This window comes from Streptomyces sp. BB1-1-1 (assembly GCF_031597775.1).
Lineage (GTDB): Bacteria > Actinomycetota > Actinomycetes > Streptomycetales > Streptomycetaceae > Streptomyces > Streptomyces thinghirensis.
Map to the genome: position 1 here is coordinate 4,493,410 of NZ_CP134203.1, position 26,372 is coordinate 4,519,781.

The 26,372-nt window shown below is 71.3% G+C and carries 27 protein-coding genes and 1 tRNA gene; 12 read left to right on the plus strand and 16 right to left on the minus strand.

The window, feature by feature from the left end; all coding sequences use genetic code 11:
* The first annotated feature begins 4 nt into the window (after nt 1–4).
* Both RI578_RS20650 and RI578_RS20655 read left to right on the plus strand, forming a co-directional pair.
* Nucleotides 5–724: an ABC transporter permease gene (locus RI578_RS20650; protein ID WP_310872442.1), complete on the plus strand. Its 720-nt coding sequence runs from the start codon at nt 5–7 to the stop codon at nt 722–724.
* Nucleotides 725–948: 224 nt separating this feature from the next.
* The gene (locus RI578_RS20655; protein WP_310875819.1) at nt 949–1,164 is read left to right on the plus strand and encodes a hypothetical protein; all 216 of its coding nucleotides are present in this window, start codon (nt 949–951) and stop codon (nt 1,162–1,164) included.
* 250 nt (nt 1,165–1,414) lie between these two features.
* Here RI578_RS20655 and RI578_RS20660 read toward each other — a convergent pair whose 3' ends face one another.
* The 9 genes from RI578_RS20660 to RI578_RS20700 form a co-directional block, all read right to left on the minus strand.
* Nucleotides 1,415–2,257 (minus strand): HAD family hydrolase, encoded by an 843-nt coding sequence (locus RI578_RS20660; protein ID WP_310872443.1) that lies wholly within the window; start codon nt 2,255–2,257, stop codon nt 1,415–1,417.
* Nucleotides 2,254–3,531, minus strand: coding sequence for a serine--tRNA ligase (gene serS / locus RI578_RS20665; RefSeq protein ID WP_121747938.1), 1,278 nt, complete (start codon nt 3,529–3,531; stop codon nt 2,254–2,256). The genes RI578_RS20660 and serS overlap by 4 nt, the downstream gene beginning before the upstream one ends.
* A 582-nt stretch (nt 3,532–4,113) precedes the next feature.
* Nucleotides 4,114–5,046, minus strand: a complete 933-nt coding sequence (pheA, locus tag RI578_RS20670) for a prephenate dehydratase (protein ID WP_121747937.1) — start codon at nt 5,044–5,046, stop codon at nt 4,114–4,116.
* 80 nt (nt 5,047–5,126) lie between these two features.
* Complete coding sequence (efeB, locus tag RI578_RS20675; RefSeq protein ID WP_310872444.1) at nt 5,127–6,446, minus strand: iron uptake transporter deferrochelatase/peroxidase subunit; 1,320 nt, start codon at nt 6,444–6,446, stop codon at nt 5,127–5,129.
* 8 nt (nt 6,447–6,454) lie between these two features.
* A complete protein-coding gene (locus RI578_RS20680) occupies nt 6,455–8,473 on the minus strand; it encodes a copper resistance protein CopC (protein ID WP_310872445.1) in 2,019 nt (672 codons plus the stop codon).
* A 13-nt stretch (nt 8,474–8,486) separates the two neighbouring features.
* On the minus strand, nt 8,487–8,933 hold the full coding sequence (locus tag RI578_RS20685) for a copper chaperone PCu(A)C (RefSeq protein WP_310875820.1): 447 nt from the start codon (nt 8,931–8,933) through the stop codon (nt 8,487–8,489).
* 29 nt (nt 8,934–8,962) lie between these two features.
* Nucleotides 8,963–9,613 carry an SCO family protein gene (locus tag RI578_RS20690; RefSeq protein ID WP_310872446.1) on the minus strand — a complete coding sequence of 217 codons (651 nt, stop codon included), beginning with the start codon at nt 9,611–9,613 and terminating at the stop codon, nt 8,963–8,965.
* Nucleotides 9,614–9,743: 130 nt separating this feature from the next.
* Complete coding sequence (locus RI578_RS20695; RefSeq protein ID WP_310872447.1) at nt 9,744–10,496, minus strand: YcnI family protein; 753 nt, start codon at nt 10,494–10,496, stop codon at nt 9,744–9,746.
* A 147-nt stretch (nt 10,497–10,643) separates the two neighbouring features.
* On the minus strand, nt 10,644–11,492 hold the full coding sequence (locus RI578_RS20700) for a hypothetical protein (RefSeq protein ID WP_310872448.1): 849 nt from the start codon (nt 11,490–11,492) through the stop codon (nt 10,644–10,646).
* A gap of 233 nt (nt 11,493–11,725) precedes the next feature.
* On the opposite strand from RI578_RS20700, the gene RI578_RS20705 reads away from it, so the two are divergent.
* Nucleotides 11,726–12,190, plus strand: coding sequence for an ATP-binding protein (locus tag RI578_RS20705; protein WP_310872449.1), 465 nt, complete (start codon nt 11,726–11,728; stop codon nt 12,188–12,190).
* Between the two features lie 57 nt (nt 12,191–12,247).
* Here the strand turns inward: RI578_RS20705 and RI578_RS20710 are convergent, their stop codons facing one another.
* Entirely contained in the window at nt 12,248–13,735 is a 1,488-nt protein-coding gene (locus RI578_RS20710) for an aminopeptidase P family protein (protein ID WP_310872450.1), read from the minus strand.
* Nucleotides 13,736–13,869: 134 nt separating this feature from the next.
* Nucleotides 13,870–15,351 (minus strand): PP2C family protein-serine/threonine phosphatase, encoded by a 1,482-nt coding sequence (locus RI578_RS20715; protein WP_310872451.1) that lies wholly within the window; start codon nt 15,349–15,351, stop codon nt 13,870–13,872.
* 632 nt (nt 15,352–15,983) lie between these two features.
* Between RI578_RS20715 and RI578_RS20720 the strand changes: the two genes are divergently transcribed.
* Nucleotides 15,984–16,649 (plus strand): bifunctional DNA primase/polymerase, encoded by a 666-nt coding sequence (locus RI578_RS20720; protein WP_310872452.1) that lies wholly within the window; start codon nt 15,984–15,986, stop codon nt 16,647–16,649.
* Nucleotides 16,650–16,705: 56 nt separating this feature from the next.
* Nucleotides 16,706–17,494, plus strand: coding sequence for a hypothetical protein (locus tag RI578_RS20725; protein WP_399060864.1), 789 nt, complete (start codon nt 16,706–16,708; stop codon nt 17,492–17,494).
* A 244-nt stretch (nt 17,495–17,738) separates the two neighbouring features.
* Here the strand turns inward: RI578_RS20725 and RI578_RS20730 are convergent, their stop codons facing one another.
* From RI578_RS20730 to RI578_RS20740, 3 genes are all read right to left on the minus strand, one after another.
* Nucleotides 17,739–18,710 (minus strand): DUF5926 family protein, encoded by a 972-nt coding sequence (locus tag RI578_RS20730; RefSeq protein ID WP_310872453.1) that lies wholly within the window; start codon nt 18,708–18,710, stop codon nt 17,739–17,741.
* A 236-nt stretch (nt 18,711–18,946) separates the two neighbouring features.
* Complete coding sequence (locus RI578_RS20735; protein ID WP_310872454.1) at nt 18,947–19,498, minus strand: ATP-binding protein; 552 nt, start codon at nt 19,496–19,498, stop codon at nt 18,947–18,949.
* Between the two features lie 260 nt (nt 19,499–19,758).
* Nucleotides 19,759–20,604 (minus strand): glycerophosphodiester phosphodiesterase, encoded by an 846-nt coding sequence (locus tag RI578_RS20740; RefSeq protein WP_310872455.1) that lies wholly within the window; start codon nt 20,602–20,604, stop codon nt 19,759–19,761.
* 270 nt (nt 20,605–20,874) lie between these two features.
* Here RI578_RS20740 and RI578_RS20745 point away from each other — a divergent pair, with 270 nt between their 5' ends.
* Nucleotides 20,875–22,380: a trypsin-like peptidase domain-containing protein gene (locus RI578_RS20745; RefSeq protein WP_310872456.1), complete on the plus strand. Its 1,506-nt coding sequence runs from the start codon at nt 20,875–20,877 to the stop codon at nt 22,378–22,380.
* A 62-nt stretch (nt 22,381–22,442) separates the two neighbouring features.
* A tRNA-Ser gene (locus tag RI578_RS20750) sits at nt 22,443–22,527 on the plus strand.
* Nucleotides 22,528–22,653: 126 nt separating this feature from the next.
* On the opposite strand, the gene RI578_RS20755 is transcribed toward RI578_RS20750, so the two are convergent.
* Both RI578_RS20755 and RI578_RS20760 read right to left on the minus strand, forming a co-directional pair.
* Complete coding sequence (locus tag RI578_RS20755) at nt 22,654–23,229, minus strand: hypothetical protein (protein ID WP_310872457.1); 576 nt, start codon at nt 23,227–23,229, stop codon at nt 22,654–22,656.
* 150 nt (nt 23,230–23,379) lie between these two features.
* On the minus strand, nt 23,380–24,135 hold the full coding sequence (locus tag RI578_RS20760) for a GntR family transcriptional regulator (protein ID WP_310872458.1): 756 nt from the start codon (nt 24,133–24,135) through the stop codon (nt 23,380–23,382).
* Nucleotides 24,136–24,214: 79 nt separating this feature from the next.
* Here RI578_RS20760 and RI578_RS20765 point away from each other — a divergent pair, with 79 nt between their 5' ends.
* The 5 genes from RI578_RS20765 (at nt 24,215) to RI578_RS20785 (ending at nt 26,328) form a co-directional block, all read left to right on the plus strand.
* Nucleotides 24,215–24,493, plus strand: coding sequence for a hypothetical protein (locus RI578_RS20765; RefSeq protein ID WP_310872459.1), 279 nt, complete (start codon nt 24,215–24,217; stop codon nt 24,491–24,493).
* Nucleotides 24,494–24,601: 108 nt separating this feature from the next.
* Complete coding sequence (locus RI578_RS20770) at nt 24,602–24,817, plus strand: hypothetical protein (protein WP_310872460.1); 216 nt, start codon at nt 24,602–24,604, stop codon at nt 24,815–24,817.
* Between the two features lie 199 nt (nt 24,818–25,016).
* Entirely contained in the window at nt 25,017–25,241 is a 225-nt protein-coding gene (locus tag RI578_RS20775) for a hypothetical protein (RefSeq protein ID WP_310872461.1), read from the plus strand.
* A 5-nt stretch (nt 25,242–25,246) separates the two neighbouring features.
* A complete protein-coding gene (locus RI578_RS20780) occupies nt 25,247–25,978 on the plus strand; it encodes a GntR family transcriptional regulator (RefSeq protein WP_310872462.1) in 732 nt (243 codons plus the stop codon).
* On the plus strand, nt 25,975–26,328 hold the full coding sequence (locus RI578_RS20785; RefSeq protein ID WP_310872463.1) for a hypothetical protein: 354 nt from the start codon (nt 25,975–25,977) through the stop codon (nt 26,326–26,328). Before RI578_RS20780 ends, RI578_RS20785 begins: the two co-directional genes overlap by 4 nt.
* The last annotated feature ends 44 nt before the right edge of the window (nt 26,329–26,372 follow it).

The window sequence follows — 26,372 nt, forward strand, 5'->3', positions numbered from 1 at the left end:
AAGAATGTACGACCCCACAGTCGCCAGACTCACCTACCGAGCCCTGCTCGGCCGCCGCCGGGCCCTCATCCTGGGCGTACTGCCCCTGCTGCTGCTCGTCATCGCCGTGGCGGTGCGCGCACTCGCCGGCGCCGACGACCAGACCGCAGCCGACGTGCTGGGCGGATTCGCCCTCGCCACCATGGTGCCGATCATCGGTGTCATCGCCGGCACCGGAGCCATCGGCCCGGAGATCGACGACGGCTCGGTGGTGTACCTGCTGTCCAAGCCGATCAAGCGGCCGACGATCATCTTCACCAAGCTGATCGTCGCCATCGCCGTGACGATGGTCTTCTCCGCCGTGCCCACCCTGCTCGCCGGCCTGATCCTCAACGGCAACGGCCAGCAGGTCGCCGTCGCCTACACCATCGCCGCGCTGGTCGCCTCCATCGCCTACGCCGCGCTGTTCCTGCTGCTGGGCACGGTGTCCCGGCACGCGGTGGTCTTCGGGCTCGTCTACGCCCTCGTCTGGGAGGCCCTGTTCGGCTCCCTGGTGCCCGGCGCCCGGACCCTGAGCGTCCAGCAGTGGTCGCTGGCGGTGGCCCAGAAGGTCGCCGACGGGAACCTGGTGACCTCCGACGTCGGCCTGCCGACCGCGACGGTTCTGCTGGCCGGGGTCACCGTGCTCGCGACCTGGTACGCGGGCCAGAAGCTGCGGACGCTGAAGCTCGCCGGGGAGGAGTGACCGGGTCCCGGTCCTGACGGGACCTTCACCCCGGCCCGGTCACACTGGGCCGAGGAACGTACGGGGGAGACACCGGGGACGCAGGGCTGGGAGGAACCGGGATGGCGGGTCACACACCTCAGCAGGACGGCCGCGGACAGCCGGAGGACGGCGCCGGTAGCGCCGCCGGGCACGGGGCCGAGCACGGGGCCACGGACGGCGCCGGTAGCGCCGCCGGGCACGGCATCACGGACGGCGCCGGTGACGACGCCTGGGACGGGCTCGTCCTGGACGAGGAGTTCGTACGCGACGCCGGTACCTCCGAGCCGTCGGCCCGAGCCCGGATGCTCGCCGCCCGCTGGCGCCGTGAGAAGCCGGAGCCGCAGCCGTGGCGCTCCGACGAGCCGCCCGCCGGATGGTTCTTCAGCAAGAGCCGCCGTCGCAGGTGGCGCCGACGATAAGGCGGCGTACGTCCGCTTTTAATCGGTGGCGCCCGGCTTTCCGTACCGGCACTGTGGTGCATGCACGAGGCCGGACGGCGTCGGCGAATCGGGCGGCCGCTTCGAGCACGCGAGACGCCTCGCGTGGGCCGACCGACGGGGACGCCGGCGCCGTCCGGACCGTGCGGCTGGAGCCCCTGGTCTCAGAGACCCGATCTGAGAGAGCTGGGGGTGAGACCTGGTCTGAGGCCTCGGGTTCTCGGGGCCGGGATCAGGCCCCGAGCCGCTCCAGCACCACCGCGATACCGTCCTCGTCGTTCGAGGACGTCACCTCGTCGGCCACCGCCTTCAGCTCCTCGTGGGCGTTGGCCATCGCCACACCCCGGGCGGCCCAGCCGAACATCGGGACGTCGTTGGGCATGTCGCCGAACGCGATCGTGTCCGCGGCCTTCAGCCCCAGCCGGCGCGCCGCCAGCGACAGCCCGGTGGCCTTGGACAGGCCGAGGGGGAGCAGTTCGACGACGCCCGCGCCCGCCATGGTCACCGTGACGAAGCCGCCCGCGGTGCGCCGGGCAGCCTCGGCCAGCTCGTCGTCCGACAGGGTCGGATGCTGGATGTAGATCTTGTTCAGCGGCGCCGACCACAGGTCCGAGGCGTCGGTGAACGGCACGGCGGGCAGGTCGCCCCCGACCGCGTAGCCCGGGCCGACCAGGACGTCGCCGTCCAGGCCGTCACGGCTCGCGGCCAGGTACAGCGGGCCGGTCTCCGCCTCGATCTTGGCCAGTGCCACCCCGGCCAGCTGACGGTCCAGTGTGACCGAGGTCAGCAGCCGGTGCTCCCCGGCGTGGTAGACCTGACCGCCCTGACCGCAGACGGCCAGTCCGTCGTACCCGAGGTCGTCGAGGATGTGCCGGGTCCACGGGACCGCGCGGCCGGTGACCACGATGTGGGCCGCGCCCGCCGCGGTGGCCGCGGTGAGCGCCTCGCGGGTACGCGGCGAGATCGTGTCGTCGCCGCGCAGCAGCGTGCCGTCGAGATCGGTCGCGATCAGCCGGTACGGGAAACCCCCGGCCGAACCGGTGCCGGGACCCGTGGCGGAGCCGGTGTCAGTCACTTGGCCACCGGCTCCAGGACCTCCCGGCCGCCCAGGTACGGGCGCAGCACCTCGGGCACGTGCACCGAACCGTCGGCCTGCTGGTGGTTCTCCAGGATCGCCACGATCGTGCGCGGTACGGCGCACAGCGTGCCGTTGAGCGTCGCCAGCGGGCGCACCTTCTTGTCCTCACGGACCCGGATCGACAGCCGGCGCGACTGGAACTCGGTGCAGTCCGAGGTCGAGGTCAGCTCGCGGTACTTGCCCTGGGTCGGGATCCACGCCTCGCAGTCGTACTTGCGCGCGGCCGAGGAACCCAGGTCCGCCGAGGCGACGTCGATGACCCGGAACGGCAGCTCCAGCGACGTCAGCCACTGCTTCTCCCACTCCAGCAGGCGCTCGTGCTCGGCCTGCGAGTCCTCGGGGAGGACGTAGGAGAACATCTCGACCTTGTCGAACTGGTGCACCCGGAAGATGCCCCGGGTGTCCTTGCCGTGCGAGCCCGCCTCGCGGCGGAAGCAGGGCGAGAAGCCGGCGTAGCGCAGCGGCAGGCGGTCGGCGTCGAGGATCTCGTCCATGTGGTACGCGGCGAGCGGCACCTCGGACGTGCCGACCAGGTACAGGTCATCCTTGTCGAGGTGGTAGACGTCCTGGGCGGCCTGGCCCAGGAAGCCGGTGCCGGCCATGGACTGCGGGCGCACCAGCGCCGGGGTCAGCATCGGCGTGAAGCCGGCCGCCGTGGCCTGGGCGATCGCCGCGTTGACCAGGGCCAGCTCCAGGAGCGCGCCGACGCCGGTCAGGAAGTAGAAACGCGAGCCGGAGACCTTGGCGCCGCGCTCGACGTCGATTGCGCCGAGCAGCTGGCCCAGCTCCAGGTGGTCCCGGGGCTCGAAGCCCTCGGCCGCGAAGTCGCGGTGCGTGCCGTGCGTCTCCAGCGTGACGAAGTCCTCCTCGCCGCCGACGGGCACGTCGGGGTGGACGAGGTTGCTGAGCCGCTGGAGCAGCTCCTGGGTCTCGGCGTCGGCGGCGTCGCGCTCGGCGTCGGCAGCCTTGACGTCGGCGGCGAGTCCGCTCGCCCGCTTCAGCAGTTCGGCCTTCTCGTCTCCGGAGGCCTTGCCGATGAGCTTGCCGAGGCCCTTCTGCTCGGCGCGCAGCTCGTCGAAGCGGACGCCGGACGACCTGCGCCGTTCGTCGGCGGACAGGAGGGAGTCGACGAGCGCGACATCCTCTCCACGGGCGCGCTGCGACGCGCGCACACGGTCGGGGTCCTCACGGAGCAAGCGAAGGTCAATCACGCGGTCAAGGCTACCGGTGTGCGGTGACGGGTCTCGACTCACTATTGCCGAACGCGGGCCGCACGCTCCGCTATGCGGGAATTGCGTCGTATGTGGTCCTTGTAAGCGTGTGGTTCGCGCGGGTCAATGAAAGGCGCCCCATTCCCCGGAACGAAGCGGTCGACGAGCGGCTGGTTGACCGGATTTCCTTGTGGAGAGCGGGACTTGAGGCCTCCCGTGCGCTCGTCTGTCCACAGGAATCCCCAGCCCGGAAAAGTTATCCACAGGCTGTGCGAAAGATCTGTGGACTCGCGGAGGTGATCATTCCCAATTCCTGAGATGGGCCACCCAAACCCTTCGCGCCCCCACTTTCGAGTGGAAATGGGACACCCGGTGTCACTCCGGAGGATGCCGGGCGAGAAACAGGTGGACGAAGGGTGGCCTGGGCGCCTGTGGACGAAGTGGGGGGCTGTAGGGGGATTTGTCGACTGAGTACCACTTCGTTGTCGACTTGTCCCCAGGTCGAGAAGCGGACCTGTGGATAACTCGGAGTGCTCCTGTGGACAACGAAAATCAGCAGGTAGGACTGGCCGGTTCCGGCCGTCAGAAACGGCCGTCCTGGCAGCGCGCCACCCAGTCCGCCGCCGCCACGAAGTCCTCGTCGGAGGTGCCCCGCCGCAGCGCGTCCACGTCCGCCGGCTCGACCTCCGCCCGCGGGTACGACCCGAGGTAGCGCACCTGGAGACAGGTCCGCTTCAGGCCCATGAGGGCATCGGCCACCCGGCGGTCGGAGATGTGGCCCTCGGCGTCGATGCAGAAGCAGTAGTTGCCGATGCCGGCACCGGTGGGCCGGGACTGCAGCAGCATCAGGTTGACGCCCCGGGTGGCGAACTCGCTCAGCAGGTCGCGCAGGCCGCCGGGGTGGTCGTCGCGCTGCCAGAGCACGACCGACGTCTTGTCCGCGCCGGTCGGTGCCGCGGGCCTGGCGGGCCGGCCGACCAGCACGAAGCGCGTCTGGGCGTTCTCCGCGTCGTGGATGTCGGCCTCCAGGACCTCCAGGCCGTAGCGGGCCGCGGCGAACTCGCCGGCGAACGCCGCGTCGTAACGTCCCTCCTGCACCAGGCGGGCGCCGTCGGCGTTGGAGGCGGCCGACTCCCAGGCGACCTCCGGGAGGTGCGCCTTGATCCAGTTGCGTACCTGGGGCTGGGCCGCCGGGTGGGCGGTGACCGTCTTGATGTCCGACAGCTTGGTGCCGGGGCGGACCAGCAGCGCGAAGGTGATGGACAGCAGCACCTCGCGGTAGATCATCAGCGGCTGGCCGGCGACCAGCTCGTCGAGGGTGGTGGTGATGCCGCCTTCCACGGAGTTCTCGATCGGCACGAACGCGGCCTCGGCCTCGCCGGTGCGGACCGCGTCGAGCGCGGACTGGACGGAGACGTAGGGGACCAGCTCCCGGGTCGCCGTCTCCGGAAGTGTGCGCAGAGCGACTTCGGTGAAGGTGCCTTCGGGGCCGAGATACGCGTAACTGGCTGGCATGACCTCACCCTAATAGGCCCCGGGAGACCGGGCTCACGCGTCTCGCGCAACCCGCTCTTCGGGGTGGCTCCCGGCCGGTTTCACCCTTCCAGCAGCCGCTGTCCCACGTACTCTCCCTCCGCCGCCCCGCCCGGCACCGCGAACAGACCGCTCGCCTCGTGCCGGATGAACCGCGAAAGGGCGTCACCCCGGTCCAGCTTGCGCTGCACAGGCACGAAGCCGCGCAGCGGATCGGCCTGCCAGCAGATGAAGAGCAGTCCCGCGTCGGGGACCCCGTCCGCGTCGAAGCCGTCGTGGTACGAGAAGGGTCGGCGGACCATGGCCGCGCCGCCGTTCTGGTCGGGGCGGGTGATGCGGGCGTGGGCGTTGATCGGGACGATCAGGTTCCCGGCCTGGTCCGTCTTCTCCAGGTCCATCTCGGTCGTCTCGCTGCCCCCGGACAGCGGGGCCCCGTCGGACTTGCGGCGCCCGATGACGTCCTCCTGGGCCTTGACCGAAAGCTTCTCCCAGTCGTCGAGGAGCATGCGGATGCGGCGTACGACGGCGTAGGAGCCGTTCGCCATCCATGCCTGCTCGTTCTTCTCGTTCTTCTCGGGGACGAAGATCCGCTGGTCGAAGTCGGCGTCGGCGGGCTTCGGGTTGCGGGTGCCGTCGACCTGGCCCATGAGGTTGCGGGCCGTCATGGGGTGGGCGGTGGCGCCCGGTGAGCGGTTGAAGCCGTTCATCTGCCAGCGGACACGGGCGGCCGACCCGGCGTCCTGCTGGATCGCGCGCAGGGCGTGGAAGGCGACCAGGGCGTCGTCGGAGCCGATCTGCACCCACAGGTCGCCGTTGCTGCGGTTCTTGTCGAGGTGGTCGGAGGAGAAGTCGGGCAGCGGGTCGAGAGCTACCGGGCGGTGCTCGTCCAGGCCGGTCCGGCCGAAGAAGCTGTGCCCGAATCCGAAGGTGACGGTGAGCGAGGAGGGCCCCGCGTCCCGAGCCACGCCCGTGTCACGGCTACCGGCGGGCTCCCCCGCCATCAGCCGCCGGGCGGTCTCGGACCAGCGGCGCAGCAGCGCGGCGGCCTCCCTGCGGCCGGCGCCCGCCGCCAGGTCGAACGCGACGAGATGCCCGCAGGCCTGCATCGGGGTGGTGATGCCGGGCTGATGTTTCCCGTGAAACATCACCTCCTCGTCGCCCAGCGAGGTGAGCGGCGTGGCCGCGGAGGGCGCGGCGGCGTAACCCGCGGCGCCGCCGGCCGCGCCGAGTACGAGCCCGGTGGCGCCTGCGGTGCCGAGCAGCCGCCGCCGCGAGACGCCCTGGCGCGGGGTGGGGTTCTCGGAGTCGAGCGGCCCGGGTCCGCCGGGCGCCCCGCGGGTCGCCTCGGGGGTACGGGCCTCCGGGATGGACTGGTCAGCCATGGTGCGGTTCAGCCGATCTGCGCGTTCTTCGAGACGGTCACCTGGTCGATGTCGGAGGTCCGGACGGTCACGGCGACCTCCCAGTCCCCGGCGATCGGGATCTGCACCCCGCTCGCCGACCAGTGTCCGGTCGTGATGTGGTCGGGGACGACGGGGAGCGGCCCGATGTCCTTGGCCTCCTGGGTGAAGGCGACCTTCACCTCGGGGATGCCGAAGGCCTTGCCGTCCGGGCGTTCGACGTAGAGGTGCATGTCGTTGGCGCCCACCCGGGCGGGGTCGAGCTCGACCCGTACGACTCCCTTGCCGTTCTGGCCGCCGGTGTCGAAGGGCATGTCCAGGGTGACCGCACCGGAGGAGGGTCCGGTCGTGGCGGCGGACGACGGGTTGGCGGCCTTGGCCTCCTCCTCGGTCCGGCCGGGCTCGGTCTGGGTCAGGACGGTGGTGACGGCGAGCAGGACGACGGCGATGCCCGCCTCGGCGAGCACGGAGCGGCGCAGTCCGAAGCGGTGTGGGTCGGCGTCTCGTTGCCGTTTCTGCCGGGCGGCGTCCACGGCCGCGCGCTGCCGGGCGAGCTGGGCGTCGCGCTGGGAGGTACCCGAGCCCTTCGCGGCCTCGGAGCCCTTCGCGGCCCAGGCCCCGGAGCCCTGTCCGGAAGCCTTCGCTGCCCCGGGCACCTTCTCGGCGGCCTTCGCCTTCTCGGTGGATCTCGCCTTCTCCGCGGACCTCGCCTCCGCGGTCTTACGGCCGTCGGACGCCCCGACCTGCTCCTTCTCCCGCTGACGGGCGATGGCCGGCACCGCCTGTGCCAGCTGTGCCGTCCACCGGCGCGAGAGGTAGGCGATGCCGACCAGCACCGCCACGAGCCCGATCTTGACGAGGAGCAGCTGCCCGTACCGGGTGTCGGTGAAGGCCGTCCAGGAGCCGAGCTGGCGCCAGGACTGGTAGGTGCCGGTCACCACCAGCGCGATCACGCTGCCGAAGGCGAGGCGGGAGAACCGCCTTACGGCGGAGGCCGCGACGGGCGTGTCCGCGGGCGCCCGGTACAGGGCGACGAGCAGGGCGGTGAGCCCGCCGAGCCAGGTGGCGACGGCGAGCAGGTGGACGATGTCGACGGGCATGGCGATACCGGCCTGGAGGCCGACCGAGGCGTGCTCGGACATCGCCCAGGTCGCCGCGAGCCCGGCCGCCACCACGGCGCCGCCGACCGCGAGCCCGAAGGTCAGGTCCCGTTTCTCCTCGTCCTCCCGCTTGTCGTAGGCGCCGAAGAGCACGGCGACGAAGAGCGCGGCCGCCGCGAGCAGCAGCAGCCGGGAGACCAGCGCGGCGCCGGTCTTGGTCTGCAGCGCCTCGCCGAGCAGGTTCAGGTCGAAGACGTCGCCGAGCTTCCCGGAACCGGTGTAGGAGCCGCGCAGCAGGAGCAGTACGAGGGTGGCGGAGGTCAGCGCGAGCCATCCGGAGACCACGAGCCGCTGCACGGCCCGGACGCCGGAGCCGCGCGGCCAGCAGGCGAGGACGAAGGCGGCGCCGCCCACCAGCACGGTGAATCCGGCGTACGACACGTACCGTCCGAGGCCGTACAGCCAGCCGACGGCCCCGCCGCCCGCCTCCGTGCCGTAGACGGAGACGGAGGTCTCGGACGGGGCGCCGATGGAGAAGGTGTAGGCGCCGGCGACGGGATGGCTGTCGGCGGAGACGACCTGGTAGGTCACCGTGTACGTGCCGTCGGGCAGCCCCGCGTGCAGTTTCACGGTGTACTTCGTGCCGCCCGTGCCGGACGGCCTGCCGTCGTCGACGCGCTCGCCCTTGGGGTCGAGGACGCGCAGCGAGTCGTCGTCCATGGAGACCGACTCGGAGAAGGTGAGCGACACCTGGGCCGGAGCCTTGTCGACCACCGTCCCCTGTCCGGGGTCGCTGCCGGTCAGCGCGGCGTGCGCGGAGGCCGGCCCGGCGCCGGCGAGCAGCGCGCAGGCCGCGGCCAGGAGCAGCAGCACCAGGGTCCGAACGCGCGGGGCGATGGTCTGCGTCAAGGTGGTCCCTCCCTCAGTGTCCGGAGTGTCCGGTGGTGGGCTGGTAAGTGGCCGCCTTCACGGGCAGCTTGACCGTGACGGGGCCGGAGTGGGCGAAGCGCAGTTCGACGGAGACCGTCTGTCCCTGCTTGAGCTGCTGCTTCAGCTTCTCGAACATCAGGTGGTTGCCGCCGCTCTTGAACACGAGTCGGCCGTGGGCGGGGATGGGGAGGCGGTCGACCTCCTTCATCGTCCCGTCGACGGTCTCGTGGACGGTGACGTCTCCGGCCTCGCTGGTGACGGAGGTCAGCTCGTCCTCGGCGTCGCCCTTGTTGGTGATGGTGAGGAAGCCCGCCGCCATCGAGTCGGACACCGGCTGCGGTATGTAGGCGGCGCCGACCGAGAGGTCGGCACCGGCGGCCGAGGAGCCGGAGCCGGGGTCCGAGTCGCCGCAGCCCGCGAGGACCAGGGCGCCGATCATCGTCACGGCGGCGAGGGTGGGACGGCCTGTCACGGGTTCTCCCCCTTGACGAGCTTGGGGAGGTCCTTGGTGTAGTCCTCGACGGTGGCGTCCTCGCCGTAGAGGACGTAGCCGGCGTCGGACTTCGGGGAGAAGGCGACCACCTGGGTGCCGTGCGTCGAGACGACCTTGCCGTCCTTGTCCTTGGTCGGCGGGTCGATGGAGATGCCCAGGGTGCGGGCGCCGGCCTGGATGGTGTCGAACTCGCCGGTCAGACCGACGATCTGCGGGTCGATGCCCTTGAGCCACTTGCCGAGCGCGGCCGGGGTGTCGCGCTCCGGGTCGGTGGTGACGAACACGATCTGAAGCTTGTCCTGCTCGGCCTGGGACAGCTGCTTCTTGGCCACGGCGACGTTGTTCATGGTCAGGGGGCAGACGTCGGGGCAGTGGGTGTAGCCGAAGTAGATCAGGGTGGGCTTGCCGGCGGTCCGCTCGCGGAGGTCGTACTCCTTGCCCTTCGTGTCGGTGAGGACCAGGTCGGGCTTCTCGAACGGCTTGTCGAGGACGGTGGCGGCCTGCTGGCCGGTGTCCTCGGATACCACGGTGACGGGCGCGTCGCTGTCGGCGCCGCTGCCGCAGGCGGTCAGGGTCAGGGAGGCGGCGGCGAGCAGTGCGGCCGCGGCGAACGTCTTCTTGCGCATAGAAAAATGTCCCAGATGTGAGGTGCTCCGGAGCGCGCCGGGGTCCGTCGGACCGACGGAGGGAACCCGGCGCACACCGGACGAGAGGATGCGGCGGCGTCGCTACGCCGCCGCACCGGCACGGGCGTTGCTACGCCGACGCGCCGGAGTCGCGCCGGCGTCCGGCCAGCACGCCGTACGCGACGCCCGCGGCGCCGACGACGATGCCGACGATGCCGAGGACTCGGGCGGTGGTGTCGCTGCCGTCACCGGAGTCGGAGGAGGCGGCGGTGTCGGCGGCGGTGTTCTTCGCGGCCGCCTCGGTGTCGTCCTCGGCCTTCGCGCCCGACGATCCGTGGGCGTCGTCCTCGGCGGCGGCCAGCTCCAGCACGGGCGCCGGGTAGTCGGGCTCCTCCTGGCCCTCCTGCGGCACCTCGATCCAGCGCACGACCTCCTTGTTGTCGTAGGTCTGGATCGCCTTGAACACCAGCTCGTCGGCGTCCTCGGGCAGAGCGCCGACGGAGACCGGGAACTTCTGGAAGTAGCCGGGCTCGATCCCCTTGCCGTCGGCGGTCCAGGTGACCTTGCTGACGACTTCGGTGATCTGCTTCCCGTGCGACTCCAGCGGCTTGGCCGGCTTGGTCTTGGTGACCACTGCCTTCCAGCCGGGGACCGGCTGCGGCATCACGGACGCCAGCGGGTGGTCGGTGGGGAAGTTGACCTCCAGCTTGGTGGTGGAGGCGTTGTCGCGTTCGTTGGGGACCTTGAAGCCGACGACCGCGTAGCCGCCCTTGGCGGCCGTGCCCTCCGGCTGCACGCTGACGTGCGCGAAGGCGGGCGCGGACAGGGCGAGGACGGCGATGCCGGAGACGGCGCCGACGGCGGCGATACGAGAGACCTTCATGGACGGATCACTCCGCTTCGAGTGGGCCACCGGTACTGGTCCGGTGACGGGTGACGGGAGGGATGCGCGCACGCGCGCGTGCCGCACGACGGCGGCCCCTCCGCACGGCGGCCGATGAGGCCGAAGCGGGGTGGTGGTCGCGTCGTGTCAGGCGGCGAGGGCCAACGCGTCGCTCGGCGGGCCGCGCCTGATCACCGTGTGTTGGAGTGCGGTGGTGCGGGGCCGGGACGGCGCCAACCGGGCGGTGTGCGGCAGGCGCGGACCCGTTCCGGGGACGCCGGCGAGCCCGGCGTGCAGGGCGTGGACCAGGGAGAGCGCCGCGCGCAGGGCGCGTACGAGCGCGGCCTCGGCCACCGAGTGGGCCGAGTGTGCCGACAGTTCGACGAGCCGGGCCAGGGCCAGGTCGCCGCGCCGCAGCAGCCAGCCGGCGGCCAGGGCCGCGAGGACGTGACCGAGCAGCATCGGCAGGGACGGCAGCAGCGAGGCCGAGGAGCCGGCGGTGGACAGGGCGTCGGCGGGGTGGTGCCCCGAGCCGGCGCGGACGTCCGGGGCGATCCGCGCGTCGGTGAGGATGCGCTGGGCCTGGGCCGGGCTGAGCGCCGCCGCGGTGGTCCCGCACACCAGCCGTGCGGCCTGCTGGACCAGTGACGCGTCGGACAGCGCGCCCGGCCCGCCGGTGGACGCGGCGGTCGTACCGGAGGCCGTGACCGCGGTGGCACCGTGCTGGCCGAGACCGAACAAGGTGTGCAGCGCGGTCTGTCCGACGGTGAGCAGCACCGCGATGCCGGGCAGCGAGCGTTCGCGTCCGGCGAGGGGCGCGGCGACCACGACCGCCCCGAGGAATCCCGCGCCCAGCGACCACAGCGGAACACTGGCGCAGGAGGCGAGGGTGTGCCCCGCCGCGGCCAGCACGACGCAGACCGCGGCGAACACCGCGGCCCGCAGGATCCGCAGATCGTTTCCGGAGCGCGCCGTTGGCGGATGGGGGGCAGTCATGGCGGCCTCATCATCGCACTGGGACCCCCCGGGCCGTACGGCAGGTCCACAAGATGCCGTACGACCGGAAGAGCGCCGGAAGATCACTCTCTGGTGCGAGCCGCCCCACATACACCGATCGGCGGCATGCACACATCCGCCATATGGGCGGTCTCACGCGGACACCGCGCTTACGCCCGGCCACGGGGGGCAATACGTAACGGTATGTCGAGCCGCGGCCGGGAGGCTGGAGCATGAGCATCTGGTGGTCACTCCATTTGCGGCGCGAGGCTGCGAGCGTGCCCCTGGCCCGCCGCCTGCTGATCGGCACCATGGAGACCGCGGGCGTCGACCCCGACATCTCCTTCGACCTCTCCGTCGCGCTGAGCGAGGCCTGCGCGAACGCCGTGGAGCACGGTGGGGACGACGCACCCGACGGCTCCTCGGAGGCGTACCGCGTCACGGCCTACCTCGACGGCGAACTGTGCCGCATCGAGGTCGCCGACACGGGCCCGGGATTCCCCGCGTCCGCTCCGGGCCGACCGGGGGCAGCGGCCCGCCCGGTGTCCGACGACGCCGAGGACGGCCGCGGCCTGTGTCTCATCCGGGAACTCGCCGACCACGTCCACATCGGCAGCACGCCGGGCCGGTCCGGGGCCGTGGTGAGCTTCGACAAGATCCTCAAGTGGCGTGAGGGCACTCCGCTGGTGGCGGTCTGACGGCAGGCACGTCGATGGCCGGGTACCTCGTGCGGTACCCGGCCATCGAACCGTGGATCAGCCCTTCAGCGCCGCCATCCACTCCTCGACCTCGTCCGACCGGCGCGGCAGCCCGGCGGACAGGTTCCGGTTGCCGTCCGCGGTGACGAGGATGTCGTCCTCGATGCGGACGCCGATGCCCCGGTACTCCTCGGGCACGGTCAGGTCGTCGGCCTGGAAGTACAGGCCCGGCTCGACGGTGAGCACCATGCCGGATTCCAGCGTGCCGTCGACGTAGGACTCGACGCGCGCGGCGGCGCAGTCGTGGACGTCCATGCCGAGCATGTGGCCGGTGCCGTGCAGCGTCCAGCGGCGCTGCAGGCCCAGCTCCAGCACCCGCTCGACGGGGCCCTCGACCAGGCCCCACTCGACGAGCCGCTCGGCCAGCACACGCTGGGACGCGTCGTGGAAGTCGCGGTACTTGGCGCCCGGCTTCACCGCCGCGATGCCGGCCTCCTGGGCGTCGTACACGGCGTCGTAGATCTTCTTCTGCAGCTCGCTGTAGCGGCCGTTGATCGGCAGCGTGCGCGTGACGTCCGCGGTGTAGTAGGTGTGCGTCTCCACGCCCGCGTCGAGCAGCAGCAGGTCGCCGGAGCGGACCGGGCCGTCGTTGCGCACCCAGTGCAGGGTGCAGGCGTGCGGTCCCGCGGCGCAGATCGAGCCGTAGCCGACGTCGTTGCCCTCCACGCGGGCGCGGAGGAAGAAGGTGCCCTCGATGTAGCGCTCGCTGGTCGCCTCGGCCTTGTCGAGTACCTTCACGACGTCCTCGAAGCCGCGCACGGTGGAGTCGACGGCCTTCTGCAGCTCGCCGATCTCGAACTCGTCCTTGACCAGGCGGGCCTCGGAGAGGAAGACGCGCAGTTCCTCGTCGCGCTCGGCGGTGACCTTGTCGGTCAGGGCCGCCTCGACGCCGGCGTCGAAGCCGCGCACGACGCGCACCGGGCCGGTGGCCTCGCGCAGGCTGTCGGCCAGCTCGCGCACGTCGGAGGCGGGGATGCCGTAGCGCTTCTCCGCCTCGGTGAGGGAGTGGCGGCGGCCGACCCACAGCTCGCCCTGGCCGTCGAGCCAGAACTCGCCGTTCTCGCGGTCGGAGCGCGGCAGGAGGTAGATCGTCGCGGTGTGGCCGTCACCCTTGGGCTCCATGACCAGGACGCCGTCCTCAGTCTGGTTGCCGGTGAGGTAGGCGTACTCGACCGAGGCGCGGAAGGAGTACTCCGTGTCGTTCGAGCGGGTCTTCAGGTTGCCCGCGGGGATCACCAGGCGCTCGCCGGGGAAGCGGGCGGACAGCGCGGCGCGGCGGGCGGCGGTCTCGGCGGCCTGGGCGATGGGCTCCAGGTCGCGCAGCTCCGTGTCGGCCCAGCCGGACTTCATGTTCTCGGCCAGCTCGTCGGACACGCCCGGGTACAGGCCGTTCTTGCGCTGCTTGATCGGCTCCTCGGTCTCGTTCTCCGGGTTCTCCGGGGTCTCCGGGTTCTCCGGGTTCTCCGGGGTGAGCTCCTCCGACACGGTCATCCTCCTTGATACGGCACTGGACCACCCCCCATCGTACGGTCGTACGGAAGGGGGCTCAGGGCCGTAGGGCCTGTTACATGGAGGCACTACCGTCCGTTATGTGTGACGTGCGGGGGGACGGTGCCCCGTTATTCGAACCGGACGGCGAGCAGGACGACGTCCTCCTCCGAGTCCGCGTCGGCCTTCCCGTCCGGCAGCACCGTGCGCAGGACGTGCTCGGCGACGGCGTCCGGGTCGTGGCGCTCGGCCCGGGGGACGGCGGCCGCCGCCGCGTGCAGCCGGGCGAAGGCTCGGTCGGCCGGGTCGCCGGTGCGGTGCAGCAGTCCGTCGGTGTACAGCAGAACCGTCTCTCCGGGTTCGGCCTGGAACTCCACGCTCGGCGCCTCCCAGCAGGCGAGCATGCCGAGCGGCGCGGAGACGGAGGTCTCGACGAACTCCGTGCGCCGCTCCCCGATCAGCAGCGGCGGGCTGTGCCCGGCGCCGGCCAGCGTGATCCTGCGCAGCGCGGGCTCGCAGTAGCCGAACAGTGCGGTGGCCGAGCGGGCGGGCTCGGTGAGGCGCAGCAGCAGCTCCAGGTCGGACAGTACGGCGACGGGGTCCTCGCCCTCCATCACGGCGTACGCCCGCAGGGAGGCGCGCAGCCGGCCCATCGCGGCGACCGCGCTGGGGCCGGACCCGGTGACGGACCCGACGGCGAGACCGAGCGCGGCGTCCGGCAGCGGCAGGGCGTCGTACCAGTCGCCGCCCCCACGCGGACCGGTGCGGTGCCGGGCGGCGAGCTGCACGCCGGGCACCCGCGGCAGGCGGGAGGGCAGCAGTTCCTCGGCCATCGTCGCCATGCACGCGCGCGTGCGTTCGACTTCCAGCAGGCGGGCCAGGTGCTGGGCGGCGTACCGGGCGTAGAGGCCGGCGAGATGGCGTTGCCGCTCACCGGGTTCGGCGGGCTCGTCGTACAGCCATACGGCGGCGCCGAGGCGGCCGGTGGTCCCTGTGGTCGTCTCGGTGGCCCCCGTGGTCCCGATTGTCCCGGTGTCCTCGGCGGACAGGGGAAGCGCGTAGCTGGCGGCGTAGCCGAGGCGGGCGGCGATCTCGCGGTGGCGGGGGTCGAGGTTCTTCCCGGCGAACAGGTCGGGCTCGGTGATCCCGTCCGCGCCGACCGGCAGCCCGTCCAGAATCCGCCCGTAGGACAGGGCACTTCGGGGGACGGTCTCGATATGGCCGAGATCGGCGCGGGCCAGTCCGAGGCCGACGGTGGTGTCCGGGCCGAGTCCGTCGGCCGGTTCCAGGACGACGAGACCACGCCGGGCGCCCACCAGGGCGGCTCCGGCGCGCAGTACTTCCTGGAGGCCTTCGGAGAGGGAGTCCCTACGGGCCAGGCGCTCGGTCAGCTCGTGCAGGGTCGTCAGGTCCGACACCCAGCCGGCCAGCCGGTCCTGGAGCAGGGCGCCGGGGGCGCAGGGGGCTCCCGGCGCGGCCGTGGCCTCTGCGGCGTCCGTGGCGTTCGGCGCGGTGGCCGGGGAGGCGCCCGGGGTTGCGGGCGCGACAGTGTGTGCGGGGGACGGAACCGTTGAATCGATTCCGGCCACTTTCGCGGGGTGCGGGGCGTTCATGGCGTCCGGCCTTCCGACCGGCGCTTACTGCTCAAAAGCATCGCAAACCCCCATGTCATTCTGCGCCGCTAGCAGTGTCTCCACATGTACACGCACTCGTAAGGAGATGTCCAGCATTGTCCTGCCGGTATTCCTGGTGTCCGTGAGGTGCGAGTGACCTCCTCCCCGACCTCTTGCGGAAATACGAAATTGGCTTGAAACTGCCCCAGGGGACGCCTTGTTGCGGTCGACTGGGGGTGCTTTACGGAGCGTCACAGCGGTCGTGATGGGTACGTACTCGGAGAAGGCCAGGGGTGGTTGGGGGCCACCTGGAACCTGGCGGCGGACCCGGGCGTCCTATCCACCGACGACCGTGCCCCATCCTCCCGTGGCGGAGGCGGAGAGAAATACGCGGGACGGTAAACGCCAGACTTCGCCACCCCCGCGCCAGGCCCATGCTTTTGATAGACGCAGTGTGGACGGAACCGCCGCGGACGCAGTCAGTGCTCGACCCACAGGGGTTTCCCTTGCCCTGCGATGTCCTTCTTGGCAGGGGTGTGATGCACCACCAGCTACGCACAGCGAAGAGATCGACACATGGTGTGATGTGACCACAGTGTTGCCAGGCGTGCAACGGAAAGGAACGAGCGCTCATGCGCGAGATCCTCGGAAGGCGACGCAGGCTCTTGTCCCAGCACGACGACGGACAGCCTGAGCTGATCGGCGCGGCCCTGACCTACGCGACGCAATGGCAGTGGCCCGTACTCCCGGGCGTGGCGGCGGACCCGCGGGCGCGGTCGCGCTGCGGCTGCCCGGACCCGGAGTGCACGGTGCCCGGCGCGCACCCCTTCGACCCCGGCCTCCTCGCCGCCACCACCGACGGGCGCATGGTGCGCTGGTGGTGGACCAACCGCCCCACCGCGCCGATCGTCCTGGCCACCGGGGGCGTCGCCCCGTGCGCCGTCTCCCTGCCCGCCCTGCCGGCCGCCCACGCCCTTGCCGCGCTCGACCGCGCGGGCCTGCGGCTCGGCCCGGTCGTGGCCTCGCCCACCCGCTGGTCGCTGCTGGTCAAGCCGTACTCGATGGAGCAGCTGGGCGAGCTGCTCTACGCCAAGGACTTCGTCCCCGGCTCACTGCGCTTCCACGGCGAGGGCGGCTATCTCGCGCTGCCCCCGTCGGAGACCGGTGGCGGCACCGTCCGCTGGGAGCGGGCGCCGCTGCCCGGGTCCGCCTCACCCTGGGTGCCCGACGTGGAGGCCGTGGTGGACGCCGTGGTCGACGCCCTCACTCGTACGGGTGTGAGCGCGCCCGAGTTGTAGGGGTGTCCGGCGTGCGCGGAAGTCCGCGCACGCCTGTGGTCGTTATCGTCCGCCCCATGCCGCTTCATGCTGGGGAGCACCGCGCCGCCGGGTCGCACCGTGCCGCCAGGACGCACCGCGCCGCCGGGCCGGACCGTGCAGGGCCACGCCGCGGGGGGCCGGACCGCCGGCGGGTCCGTCTGTACGGGCTCGCCGGTGTCGTGGTGTGCGCGGTCGTGCTGCCGTTCGCCGTGGCGTCCGCGGGGCCCCCGGGCGGCGCGGAGCAGGAGAACCCTCCGGCCGTACGTCTCCTCTCGCAGGGTGGGAACGGGGACGGGGACGGAAAGGCGCCCGAAGGAGCCGACCGTGCCCCGGCCGCGGCCGCCCGGTCCCCGTTGCCCCCCGGCCCGGCCACCGCCGTGCGCTGTGGCCCCGAACTCACCTCGCCCGAGGGTGTCGAGGCGCAGACCTGTGTCGTGACGCAGGGGACGGAGACCTGGGCACGCACCTACTACCGCAACGCGACCGGTGACCCGCTCGAATCCGTGCTGAGCCTCATGGGGCCCGACGGACGCAGCGTGCGGACGCGCTGCGCGGTGGGTGCCGAGGACGCTCCGGGCACCTGCGAGACGCCCAGGGAACGTATCCGGGGCGGGCCGACGGCGTACACCGCGGTCGCGGAGTTCGCGGCACGGGCCGGGTACGGGCCGCTGCTGCTTCGTACCGGCAGCAACCGTGGCGACGGGGGCGACGAGAGCGGCGGCAGTGGCGGGAGCCGCGACGGCAACGGAGGCGCCGGGGGCGGTGGAGGCGCTGGGCACAGCGGTGACGGGACGAGCAACTCACCTGCGGGAACGGGGAGTTGACGGACGACTGCGGTACGTGTGCGACCGGGCGCATGGAAAGACCCGGTTGCTGGCGACGGGGGATGCACCAGCAACCGGGCTACTCGAACGGTAACAAGAGATCGGCGGTTAGCAAATTCGATCTCTTGTTTTCCGGTCACCGACTGGCCTGTCTTCACCGGGAGTTGTGACCGGAGTCACGCCTTCCCGGACCGGAGCCCCGGCTGACCGGTCGGTCAGCCGGGCCGGCCTCCACGGCTGTGCGTCAGCTGAGCGTCACCTGTCGGTTGGTCAGGCCGCCGCGGGCCCGGCGCTCGTCGGGGGTGAGCGGGGCGTCGGTGGCCAGGGCCTCGGCGAGGCGCTCGGCGAACTCGGCCGCCGGCTTCTCCATGTCCTGCGCGCCGGTCTCGCTCGGCAGGTCCCACACCGGGACGGTGAGCCCGTGAGCGCGGAAGGAGCCGACCAGGCGGGTGCCCTCGCCGAGAGACGACCGGCCTGCGGCGTGCAGCCGGGCAAGAGCGTCCAGAAGCCGCTCCTCCTCGTGCGGCATGACCCAGCGCAGGTGGTTCTTCTCCGGCGTCTCGCACCAGTAGGCGGCGTCCACGCCCTGGAGCCGGACGGTCGGGATGGCGGCGGCGTTGGCCCGCTCCAGGGAGGCGGACACCTCCGGCGTGGCGTTCTCCGGGTCCGGGACCCAGAACTCGAAGCCCTCGTGCACGTCCGGCTCGAACGCGCCCTCGGGCGCGAGCAGGTCCTGCAGCCGGGGGCCGTCGGCCGGCGCGCGGCGGCCCTGCACCGGAGTACCCGGTGCGGCGGTCAGCGCCCGCTGGAGGGTGTCGGCGAGGTCGCGGCTGATGTCGCCCGACGCCGTGTCGTTCTGCAGGCCGAGCAGGACCGAGCCGTCGTCGCGGCGCAGGGCCGGCCAGGCCATCGGCAGCACCGTGGCCAGCGTGACGGAGGGGACTCCGTCGGGCAGGCCGTCCTTCAGGGTCAGCCCGACCGTGGCCGCCGGCACCAGCTCGCGCAGGGCCACCCAGTCGCACTCGCCGGGCAGCCCCTCGAACGGGCGCTGTACGAGCTCGGTCGTGGCCTGTGCGGCGGCCCGGCCGTGGCAGGCCTTGTAGCGGCGGCCGCTGCCGCAGGGGCAGGGCTCGCGGGCGCCGACGACCGGGAAGTTCCCGTCAGCGCCGGTGGGCTGCGGGCGCTTGGCCTTCGTCTGGGGTCGCTTCTTGGCCATCGTGGGTGTCTCCCGGTTGCGGCTCATCTCGTACGGCGCGAGCCTAGCCGTTCACAACCTGGCCGACGTGCCCCTGTGGACAACGGGCTTCCCGTGGACAACTAGTCCCGGGGGCTCGCTACGGCTTCCCTCCGCCGCCCTTCGGCTTCCCCGCGCGCCCACTCGCCGGGCCGGCGCGCCCACTCGCGGGTCGGCGCGGCCACTCGCCGGGCCGGCGCGCCCACCCGCCGGCCCGGTCAGCCCAGGTCCTCGAAGGCCTCCGCGAAGTCCAGGCCGGGGATCTCCGACACCGCCGGTGCCGTGATCCGGGTGGCGAAGTCGTCGCGCCGGTGCCCGGCGTCCGGGTCGTGCACGTCGTCGTGGACGACGACCCACACCGTGACCTCACCGCGCGCGTCGTCCCGTACGCCCCAGTCGTCGGCGAGCGCGGTGATGATGTTCAGCCCGCGGCCGCCGTGTGCGGTGACCGAAGGGGTCGCCGGGGCCGGGCGGGTCGGTCCGCCGCCGTCCGTGACCTCCACGACGAGCCGGCCGCCCGCGTCCACCTGCCACGCGGCGCGCACGTCGCCGTCACCGGCCAGGGCGTCGCCCAGCGGACGGCCGTGTTTGCACGCGTTGCTCAAGAGTTCGGAAAGGACCAGTACGGCGTCGTCGATGACCGATTCCGCGACACCGCCGCTGCGCAACTGCTCCCGCATCCGGTGCCTTGCTTTCCCCACGCCCGCAGGGCCATGGGGAACGGCCATGCTCGACGACGTGGGCACCTCCTGTGCCACCACCAACGCCACCCCCGAGACCTCCTTCGCCCCACGCCACGGTGTGGATGCCCCTCTGGCCTGAACCGGAAACCGGCCGGTCCCCGCCCAGTGACGCATTCGACACGGTCGAACACGTACCGAACGCGCCGGAGCACTCCCCGTAACCGCGTGGCTGGATTTCGTCGGTGTGGCCGAGACCGGAGAATGCGGGAGACAGGCCGCCGGGTCAAGACTTCCGGACGAATCACGGGACGAATCGCGGGACGACGGCGGGACGAAGCGCGGGCGAATCAGCGGTCCAGGTGGTCCAAGTGGTCCAGGTGGTCCAGGACCGCGCGTGGCCGGTTGGTGATGATGGCGTCGACGCCCAGGTCGGCGCAGAGATCCACGTCCGCGGTCTCGTTCACGGTCCACACGTGCACCTGGTGGCCGGCCCGCTTCAGGCGTTCGATGTAGGAGGGATGGTTCCGCACGATCCGGATCGAGGGGCCCGCGATCCGGACACCCGCGGGCAGCCGCCCGTCCCGCAGCCGGGGCGAGACGAACTGCATCAGATAGACGGTCGGCAGGGTCGGCGACGCGGCCCGCACCCGGTGCAGCGAGCGGGCCGAGAAACTCATCACACGCACCGGGGACTCGTTGGCCGAGGCCGGGGCGTCGAGTCCGAACCGCTTCAGGAGCACCAGCAGCCGCTCCTCCACCTGCCCCGCCCAGCGCGTGGGGTGCTTGGTCTCGATGGCCAGCTCCACCCGCCGCCCCGCGTCGGACACCAGCTGGAGCAGTCGCTCCAGGGTCAGGACGGAGGTCTCCTCGCGGTCCTCGGGCCGGTGCTCCCAGTCGGGCTGCTCGTCGCGCGTCCGCCAGAACTCCCGGGTCCTGCGGGCGCCGAAGTCCAGCGCGGCCAGATCGGCCAACTCCAGCGCCGACACCGCGCCGCGACCGTTGGACGTACGGTTGACGCGCCAGTCGTGAACGCAGACGAGATGACCGTCGGCGGTCAGGCGCACATCGCACTCGAGGGCGTCCGCCCCGTCCTCGATCGCCTTCCGGTACGCGGCCAGGGTGTGCTCGGGTGCCTCCTCGGAGGCTCCTCGGTGGGCGACGACCTGGATCCGGTGCTGTCGTGCGTGGGTCACCGCGTCATGGTGCCACCGCGGGCGGGTAGACGTGCCACCGGAGTCATCGACCGCACGTCCGTTTAGTCTTGGATGACCCATATAAAGGTCGATCGGGAACCCACAGCAACCGCTTATGGTGCTCTGACGGCCCGTGGGAAAAGCTGATGGCATACGAAAACACTGCACATCTGCGTCGCGCCGGACCGTGGAGCGCCGCGTGAGCGTCGCTGAGCGCGACCAGTGTGACCAGTGCGACCGACAAACAGCCGTGGAACGAGGAGAGAAGCTGTGAGCACCGAGAACGAGGGCACCGCGGTACCCCCGGCCCCGTCCGCGCCTCCCGTGCCGGTGGAATCTCCCGCAGCCTCCGCCCAGCCGGCCGTGCCGCGCCCGGAACAGCCGCCCTCCCACGCGCCCGCGGGACCGCAACCGCACGACGGCTTCGGGCAGGCCGCCGCTCCCGCCGACGCCCCGCACCAGGCCGCCCCACAGGACCCGGGCGCCTCCCACGGTTCGCATGCCGCCCACGGCCCGGCCGCGTCCCAGGGGTACTCCGCGCCCGACGCCTCCTGGCCGCCGCCCCCGCCGCCGGGCACCCCGTCGTACGGCGGCGGAGGCGGTGACGGCTCCGGCGGCGGCTGGGGCGCCTCGTACCAGCCGCCCGCGCCGAAGTCGGGCCGTGGCCGTGGCGGCGTGGTCGCCGCGCTCCTGGTCGCCGCGCTGGTCGCGGGCGGTCTGGGCGGCGGCCTCGGCTACACCCTGGCCAAGAACAACGACGAGTCCGGCTCCACGACGGTCTCCGCCTCCGACACCGGCGGCTCCGTCAAGCGCGAGGCGGGCACGGTCGCCGGCGTGGCCGCCAAGGCGCTGCCCAGCACGGTCACCATCCAGGCGGAGGGCAGCAACGGCGAGGGCGGCACCGGCACCGGGTTCGTCTTCGACAAGCAGGGCCACATCGTCACCAACAACCACGTGGTGGCGGAGGCGGTCGACGGCGGCAAGCTCAGCGCGACCTTCCCCAGCGGCAAGAAGTACGCAGCCGAGGTGGTCGGCCACGCCCAGGGCTACGACGTGGCGGTCATCAAGCTGGAGAACGCCCCCTCGGACCTGAAGCCGCTGCCCCTCGGCGACTCCGACAAGGTCGCCGTCGGCGACTCCACGATCGCCATCGGCGCCCCCTTCGGGCTGTCCGACACGGTGACCACGGGCATCATCAGCGCCAAGAACCGCCCCGTGGCCTCCAGCGACGGTAGCGCCAGCAGCAAGGCGTCCTACATGAGCGCCCTGCAGACCGACGCGTCGATCAACCCGGGCAACTCCGGCGGCCCGCTGCTGGACGCGCAGGGCAACGTCATCGGGATCAACTCCGCGATCCAGTCCACGAGCAACGGCGGCTTCGGCACCGGCCAGGCCGGTTCGATCGGACTGGGCTTCGCCATCCCCATCAACCAGGCCGAGTTCGTCGCCAAGCAGCTGATCAAGACCGGCAAGCCGGTGTACGCGAAGATCGGCGCCTCCGTCTCCCTGGAGGAGACGACGAACGGCGCCAAGCTCACCGAGCAGGGCGTGGGCGGTTCCGAGCCGGTCGAGCCGGGCGGCCCGGCCGCCGACGCGGGCCTCAAGCCCGGCGACGTCATCACCAAGCTCGACGACCGCGTGATCGACAGCGGCCCGACCCTGATCGGCGAGATCTGGACCCACAAGCCCGGCGACAAGGTCACGGTCACCTACGAGCGCGGCGGCAAGGAGCGCACGACCGAGCTCACCCTGGGCTCCAAGATCGGCGACGACTGACCCACGCACCCTCGCGCCGACCCGCTACCCTGGTCCCGCGCCGTCGATCACGAACGGCGCGGGGTGGGTTGCCCGAGCGGCCTAAGGGAACGGTCTTGAAAACCGTCGTGGCGCAAGTCACCGTGGGTTCAAATCCCACACCCACCGCAGTGATGAACGGCCCCTGACCAGGCGTTACGGTCGGGGGCCGTCGTCGTGTGCGCTGCCCGCCGAACACCGCCATTCCCCGCGATTCACCGGCCGATCGGGCACGGAAGGGGCACGCTGGCGGTCTCAAGACGAGCTGGGTGGAGTGCGCGCCAAGACGCCGATGCCAGCCATCGGGGTGTCTGCCGTCAGGGCAAGTGGACTGAGACTGAGCTCGGCGGCGATCTCCGGTGCCATGTGCATGGTCTCCATGGCCCAGTCATCCTCGTCCTCTTCTGTCTCGGATGCCGCGTCCCAAGTCGTGGTCAGCCCCAGGGCATCCCGCCGAGAGCGCTCGAAGGGCAGCGGTTCGCCCAGTGTCAGGTAGTGGTCCTCGCCCTCGTCGGTCTCGCAGTAACGGCGCACGACCGTCCCTTGCTCCGCGATCAACCAGGCCGACCCGTCACCCTGCGCGCCGTAGTAGTAAGCCTGCGCCTGTCCGTAGCGGGCACTCAGCGCCTCGCACAGGCGCAGCACATCATCCGAGCGTTCGGGGTCGCAGGGATCGCACCAACGGCCGATGACCAGGGTCCACCCATCGAGTGCCGGGCTCACGTACACCCGACCAAGCCTCTCGGCTCCGGAATGGCTGTCCTCGTCGACGGCCTCTTCAGCGCCGCTGAAAGAGACGGGTACCGGGGCCGTCAGCCCTAGTAGGGACATGACTCCGTGCTGATCCTCGGTTGGTACCGCAATCCAATGGAGCCAGCACGTTAGAAACGGCCTGGGCAGATGAGGAGTGGATGTAGTCACGGCGGCACGCTTGCACACGCCTCCGACAAGCTGAAGCCTTGGCGTGGTAGAGCCAGCTTGTCAGTGGCTGATCGGAATCTCGTAGACGATCTCGCAGTGAGCCGCGGGCACCACGATGTCCGCTGTCTCGACGGGCCGCCCCTGGTCGCTGTAGTACGTCCGCCGGATGTGCGTGACGAGTGCGGCCTTCTGAATCCCGAGCAGCGACGCCTCCTCGGCGGTCGCCTGCCTGGGCTCGGGCTGCTCCACGGCATGGCTGACGGTGATCCCGATGGCGGCCATCCGATTCACGACACCCGCCCCGGCGTGCGGTCCTCCCTCGGGGAGGACGACGAGAGTCCCGGCGGTGAGGTCGTACGGCTCCCAACTGGTCGAGAGCTGCACGGGCCTGCCGTCGGCCAGGAACTCGTACGCGGTCCTGACACACAGCTCGCCCTCGGCGATCCCGAGTCGGGCGGCAACCTCCGCCGGGGCCGGCACCTTGGCGTCCGTCCTGCTCTCCCAGTCACCCTGCCTGCCGACGGCCTTCATGTCCGCCCGGAACGGCGACTCTTCGGGCTGCTCGCGCGCGGACGACCGCACCACGCGTACGCGTTGCCGGGGCTCGGCGACGTAGGTGCCCGAACCGGCTCGGCCCTCCAACACGCCTTGGGAGATCAGCAGCTCCTGAGCCCTGCGGACGACGTTCTCGCCTACGCCGCACTCCTGGCCGATCTGGGCACGGGAGGGAAGCCGGTCCCCCGGTTCCCACACGTGCTCCGCGATCCGCTGCCGTAGCTCGTCGGCGATGCGGAGATAGGGCGGCTGCTCAGGCATATGGAAAATCTAGTCCACTAGCTCTAATCTAGTTAACTAGCTTCACTCAAAGTGATCGCCGAGTGACGGAGGCTTCCCTGTGCCCGCTTCGCGAGTGAGCGTGGAGGCCATCGCTGCCCGGTTATCGGCGGTCGGGCTCACCACACGCGTGGAAGAGCGCGACCGGTGCATGTCGGTCGAGGCGGAGGTGCCGGAATCGCTCTCCGCCGAGTCGTGGCGGGAGGTCTTGGAAGTGCTGGCGGAGGCCGATCGATTCGGGCTTCACGCCACCAGCTTGAACGGCCGCACCCTTTGGGCGGTCGTACGCAAAGCGGCCCCCACGACGGGCGATGTCGGGGGACCGAGCTATCAGCGATAGGAGCTGAGCAGCGTGCTCAACCGTATCCGCCGTGCCGTCTCGCTCGCCAGAGCGCGGTACTTCCCCAAGGGCAGGCACCGCCGAGTCTTAACGCCGTCCCGGACGGCTGTGGCGACGCCTCCCGCGCCCGCCGTGGAGCCCCCGGCCGTCCCGGACTGGATGCCGGACACCGCTGACCGCCTTCAAGGGCTCCTGGGCGAGGACAACGCGCTCGTCCGCCCGTACGTGATGGCATGGGAGCGGCAGCGTGCACGCCAGCGCTCGGTGATCGTGGCGCCGCGACTGCCGGCGGAGGCCTTCTCGGCCCTGGCAGGTGTTCGCTGATGCCTCCTCGTCAACGCCTCCATGTATCGGAAACCGGGGCTGCTACCTACCGGTCGACCGCATGCCGGGTCGGTACTCACACAGCCTGCGCGGAAGCGTCGCCATCCGTGGTGCCGGTCGACCTGCCGGTGATTTACGAGACGTGCGTCCGCCCTTGCCACTCTGCGCCGGACCACTGCACGCGCCCGGCGGTGAAGCGGTGAGCAACTGGGCCCCTGGGGGTGCGCTGGCATCCAACGTCGAGATCACGGCCGCGACTGTTCTGCGAGGCGACATCATTCAAGTCGGCGGTCGGGCATGCCGGGTGAGCGACCTCTTCCAACTGCCCCAGGGCTCGAAGCAACTCCTGTTCGAGTCGGGAGAGCTGCTGACCATAAACGGACGGACGCGGCTCGTCGCCGTGCGGATGACGAGGAGGCGGTGACGCCCATGACGTCTCGCCGCCTTGTCGTCGCTGACGACCTGAGACGCCAGATCACGACCGGTTGCATCGGACCTGGTGACCGGCTCCCGTCTGAGTCCGCCTTGGCCGACCGGTACAAGGTCAGCACGGCGACACTGCGAAGTGCCCTCGCCGTTCTCCAGGGCGAAGGCCTCGTCGAGAAGATCCACGGCAAGGGCAACTTCGTACGCCGCCCCCTGCGCAAGATCACTTACGTCGGTGGGTGGGGCGCGCTGGATCCTCGGACTGCCGCAGACGTGGACCTGCGCGTGACGGTCCGCGCTACCGCGCTGCCTGCGCGGGGGTACCTGACAGCGCTCCTGAAAGTGGATGACGGAAGCCCACTGACCGAATTCATGCGCCTCAGCTACGAGGGAGAGTCCCCACACAGCCTGGCCCGTGTCTACGTACCGCGAGACCTGACACCGACCACGGCGCTCGGCGACCGGTCCTCAAGGGCGTGGGCGGAAGCCAGCTTCTCTGTGCCGGACCCGCCGCCGGCCGAGGTGCACGAGACGGTGTCCGCCCGACTCCCAACGCCGGATGAGGCGTCAACCCTGCGGATCAACACAGCCTTGGCCGTCCTCGCGATCACTCGCGTAGCGGCAGACAACGCAGGACGAGTCATTGAGGCGGCACTACTGGTGTTCCCTGGGGATCGTGTCGACGCCGTCTTCAGCACCCACCACGTGACCGAAGAAGGGCAGGCGCACAAATGACGCCGCAGAACGAACTGCGACTCCTCCCGTGGTCGGGCCCGGACGGCAAGCCCTGCTACTTGAGCACCGATGACAGCGGCAGCTACATGTCCCGCCTGGCGGACAACATCGAGGCGGTACAACTCGGGGTGGCGGCTGAACTTGTGGAGGAGGTTTCGCCAGTACTAGGTGACCGGGATGTTGGCTCGGAGCACCTGCGTCTCATGCTGACCGAACTGACCAGGGCCCTGCGAGACGTGCTCCGCGTCGCGACCAGCCGCGGTCACCTCCTGACTGCGAGAGAACAAGCGCCTCCGGAAACAGGACCGTCGGAACTCGGAAGACCGTCTACTGATCACTGGCTCCGCTGACCAGGGGGACTGACGAAGCCCACGGCTCTGACCAATTCAGATGC

What these genes read in the sequence shown, in the direction of transcription:
- RI578_RS20650 (WP_310872442.1), top strand. Translation starts at nt 5, where the DNA reads ATGTACGACCCCACAGTCGCCAGACTCACCTACCGAGCCCTGCTCGGC.
- pheA (WP_121747937.1), bottom strand. Translation starts at nt 5,046, where the DNA reads ATGCCAGCCAGTTACGCGTATCTCGGCCCCGAAGGCACCTTCACCGAA.
- efeB (WP_310872444.1), bottom strand. Translation starts at nt 6,446, where the DNA reads ATGGCTGACCAGTCCATCCCGGAGGCCCGTACCCCCGAGGCGACCCGC.
- RI578_RS20685 (WP_310875820.1), bottom strand. Translation starts at nt 8,933, where the DNA reads ATGATCGGCGCCCTGGTCCTCGCGGGCTGCGGCGACTCGGACCCCGGC.
- RI578_RS20690 (WP_310872446.1), bottom strand. Translation starts at nt 9,613, where the DNA reads ATGCGCAAGAAGACGTTCGCCGCGGCCGCACTGCTCGCCGCCGCCTCC.
- RI578_RS20695 (WP_310872447.1), bottom strand. Translation starts at nt 10,496, where the DNA reads ATGAAGGTCTCTCGTATCGCCGCCGTCGGCGCCGTCTCCGGCATCGCC.
- RI578_RS20700 (WP_310872448.1), bottom strand. Translation starts at nt 11,492, where the DNA reads ATGACTGCCCCCCATCCGCCAACGGCGCGCTCCGGAAACGATCTGCGG.
- RI578_RS20705 (WP_310872449.1), top strand. Translation starts at nt 11,726, where the DNA reads ATGAGCATCTGGTGGTCACTCCATTTGCGGCGCGAGGCTGCGAGCGTG.
- RI578_RS20715 (WP_310872451.1), bottom strand. Translation starts at nt 15,351, where the DNA reads ATGAACGCCCCGCACCCCGCGAAAGTGGCCGGAATCGATTCAACGGTT.
- RI578_RS20720 (WP_310872452.1), top strand. Translation starts at nt 15,984, where the DNA reads ATGCGCGAGATCCTCGGAAGGCGACGCAGGCTCTTGTCCCAGCACGAC.
- RI578_RS20725 (WP_399060864.1), top strand. Translation starts at nt 16,706, where the DNA reads ATGCCGCTTCATGCTGGGGAGCACCGCGCCGCCGGGTCGCACCGTGCC.
- RI578_RS20730 (WP_310872453.1), bottom strand. Translation starts at nt 18,710, where the DNA reads ATGGCCAAGAAGCGACCCCAGACGAAGGCCAAGCGCCCGCAGCCCACC.
- RI578_RS20755 (WP_310872457.1), bottom strand. Translation starts at nt 23,229, where the DNA reads ATGTCCCTACTAGGGCTGACGGCCCCGGTACCCGTCTCTTTCAGCGGC.
- RI578_RS20760 (WP_310872458.1), bottom strand. Translation starts at nt 24,135, where the DNA reads ATGCCTGAGCAGCCGCCCTATCTCCGCATCGCCGACGAGCTACGGCAG.
- RI578_RS20780 (WP_310872462.1), top strand. Translation starts at nt 25,247, where the DNA reads ATGACGTCTCGCCGCCTTGTCGTCGCTGACGACCTGAGACGCCAGATC.
- RI578_RS20785 (WP_310872463.1), top strand. Translation starts at nt 25,975, where the DNA reads ATGACGCCGCAGAACGAACTGCGACTCCTCCCGTGGTCGGGCCCGGAC.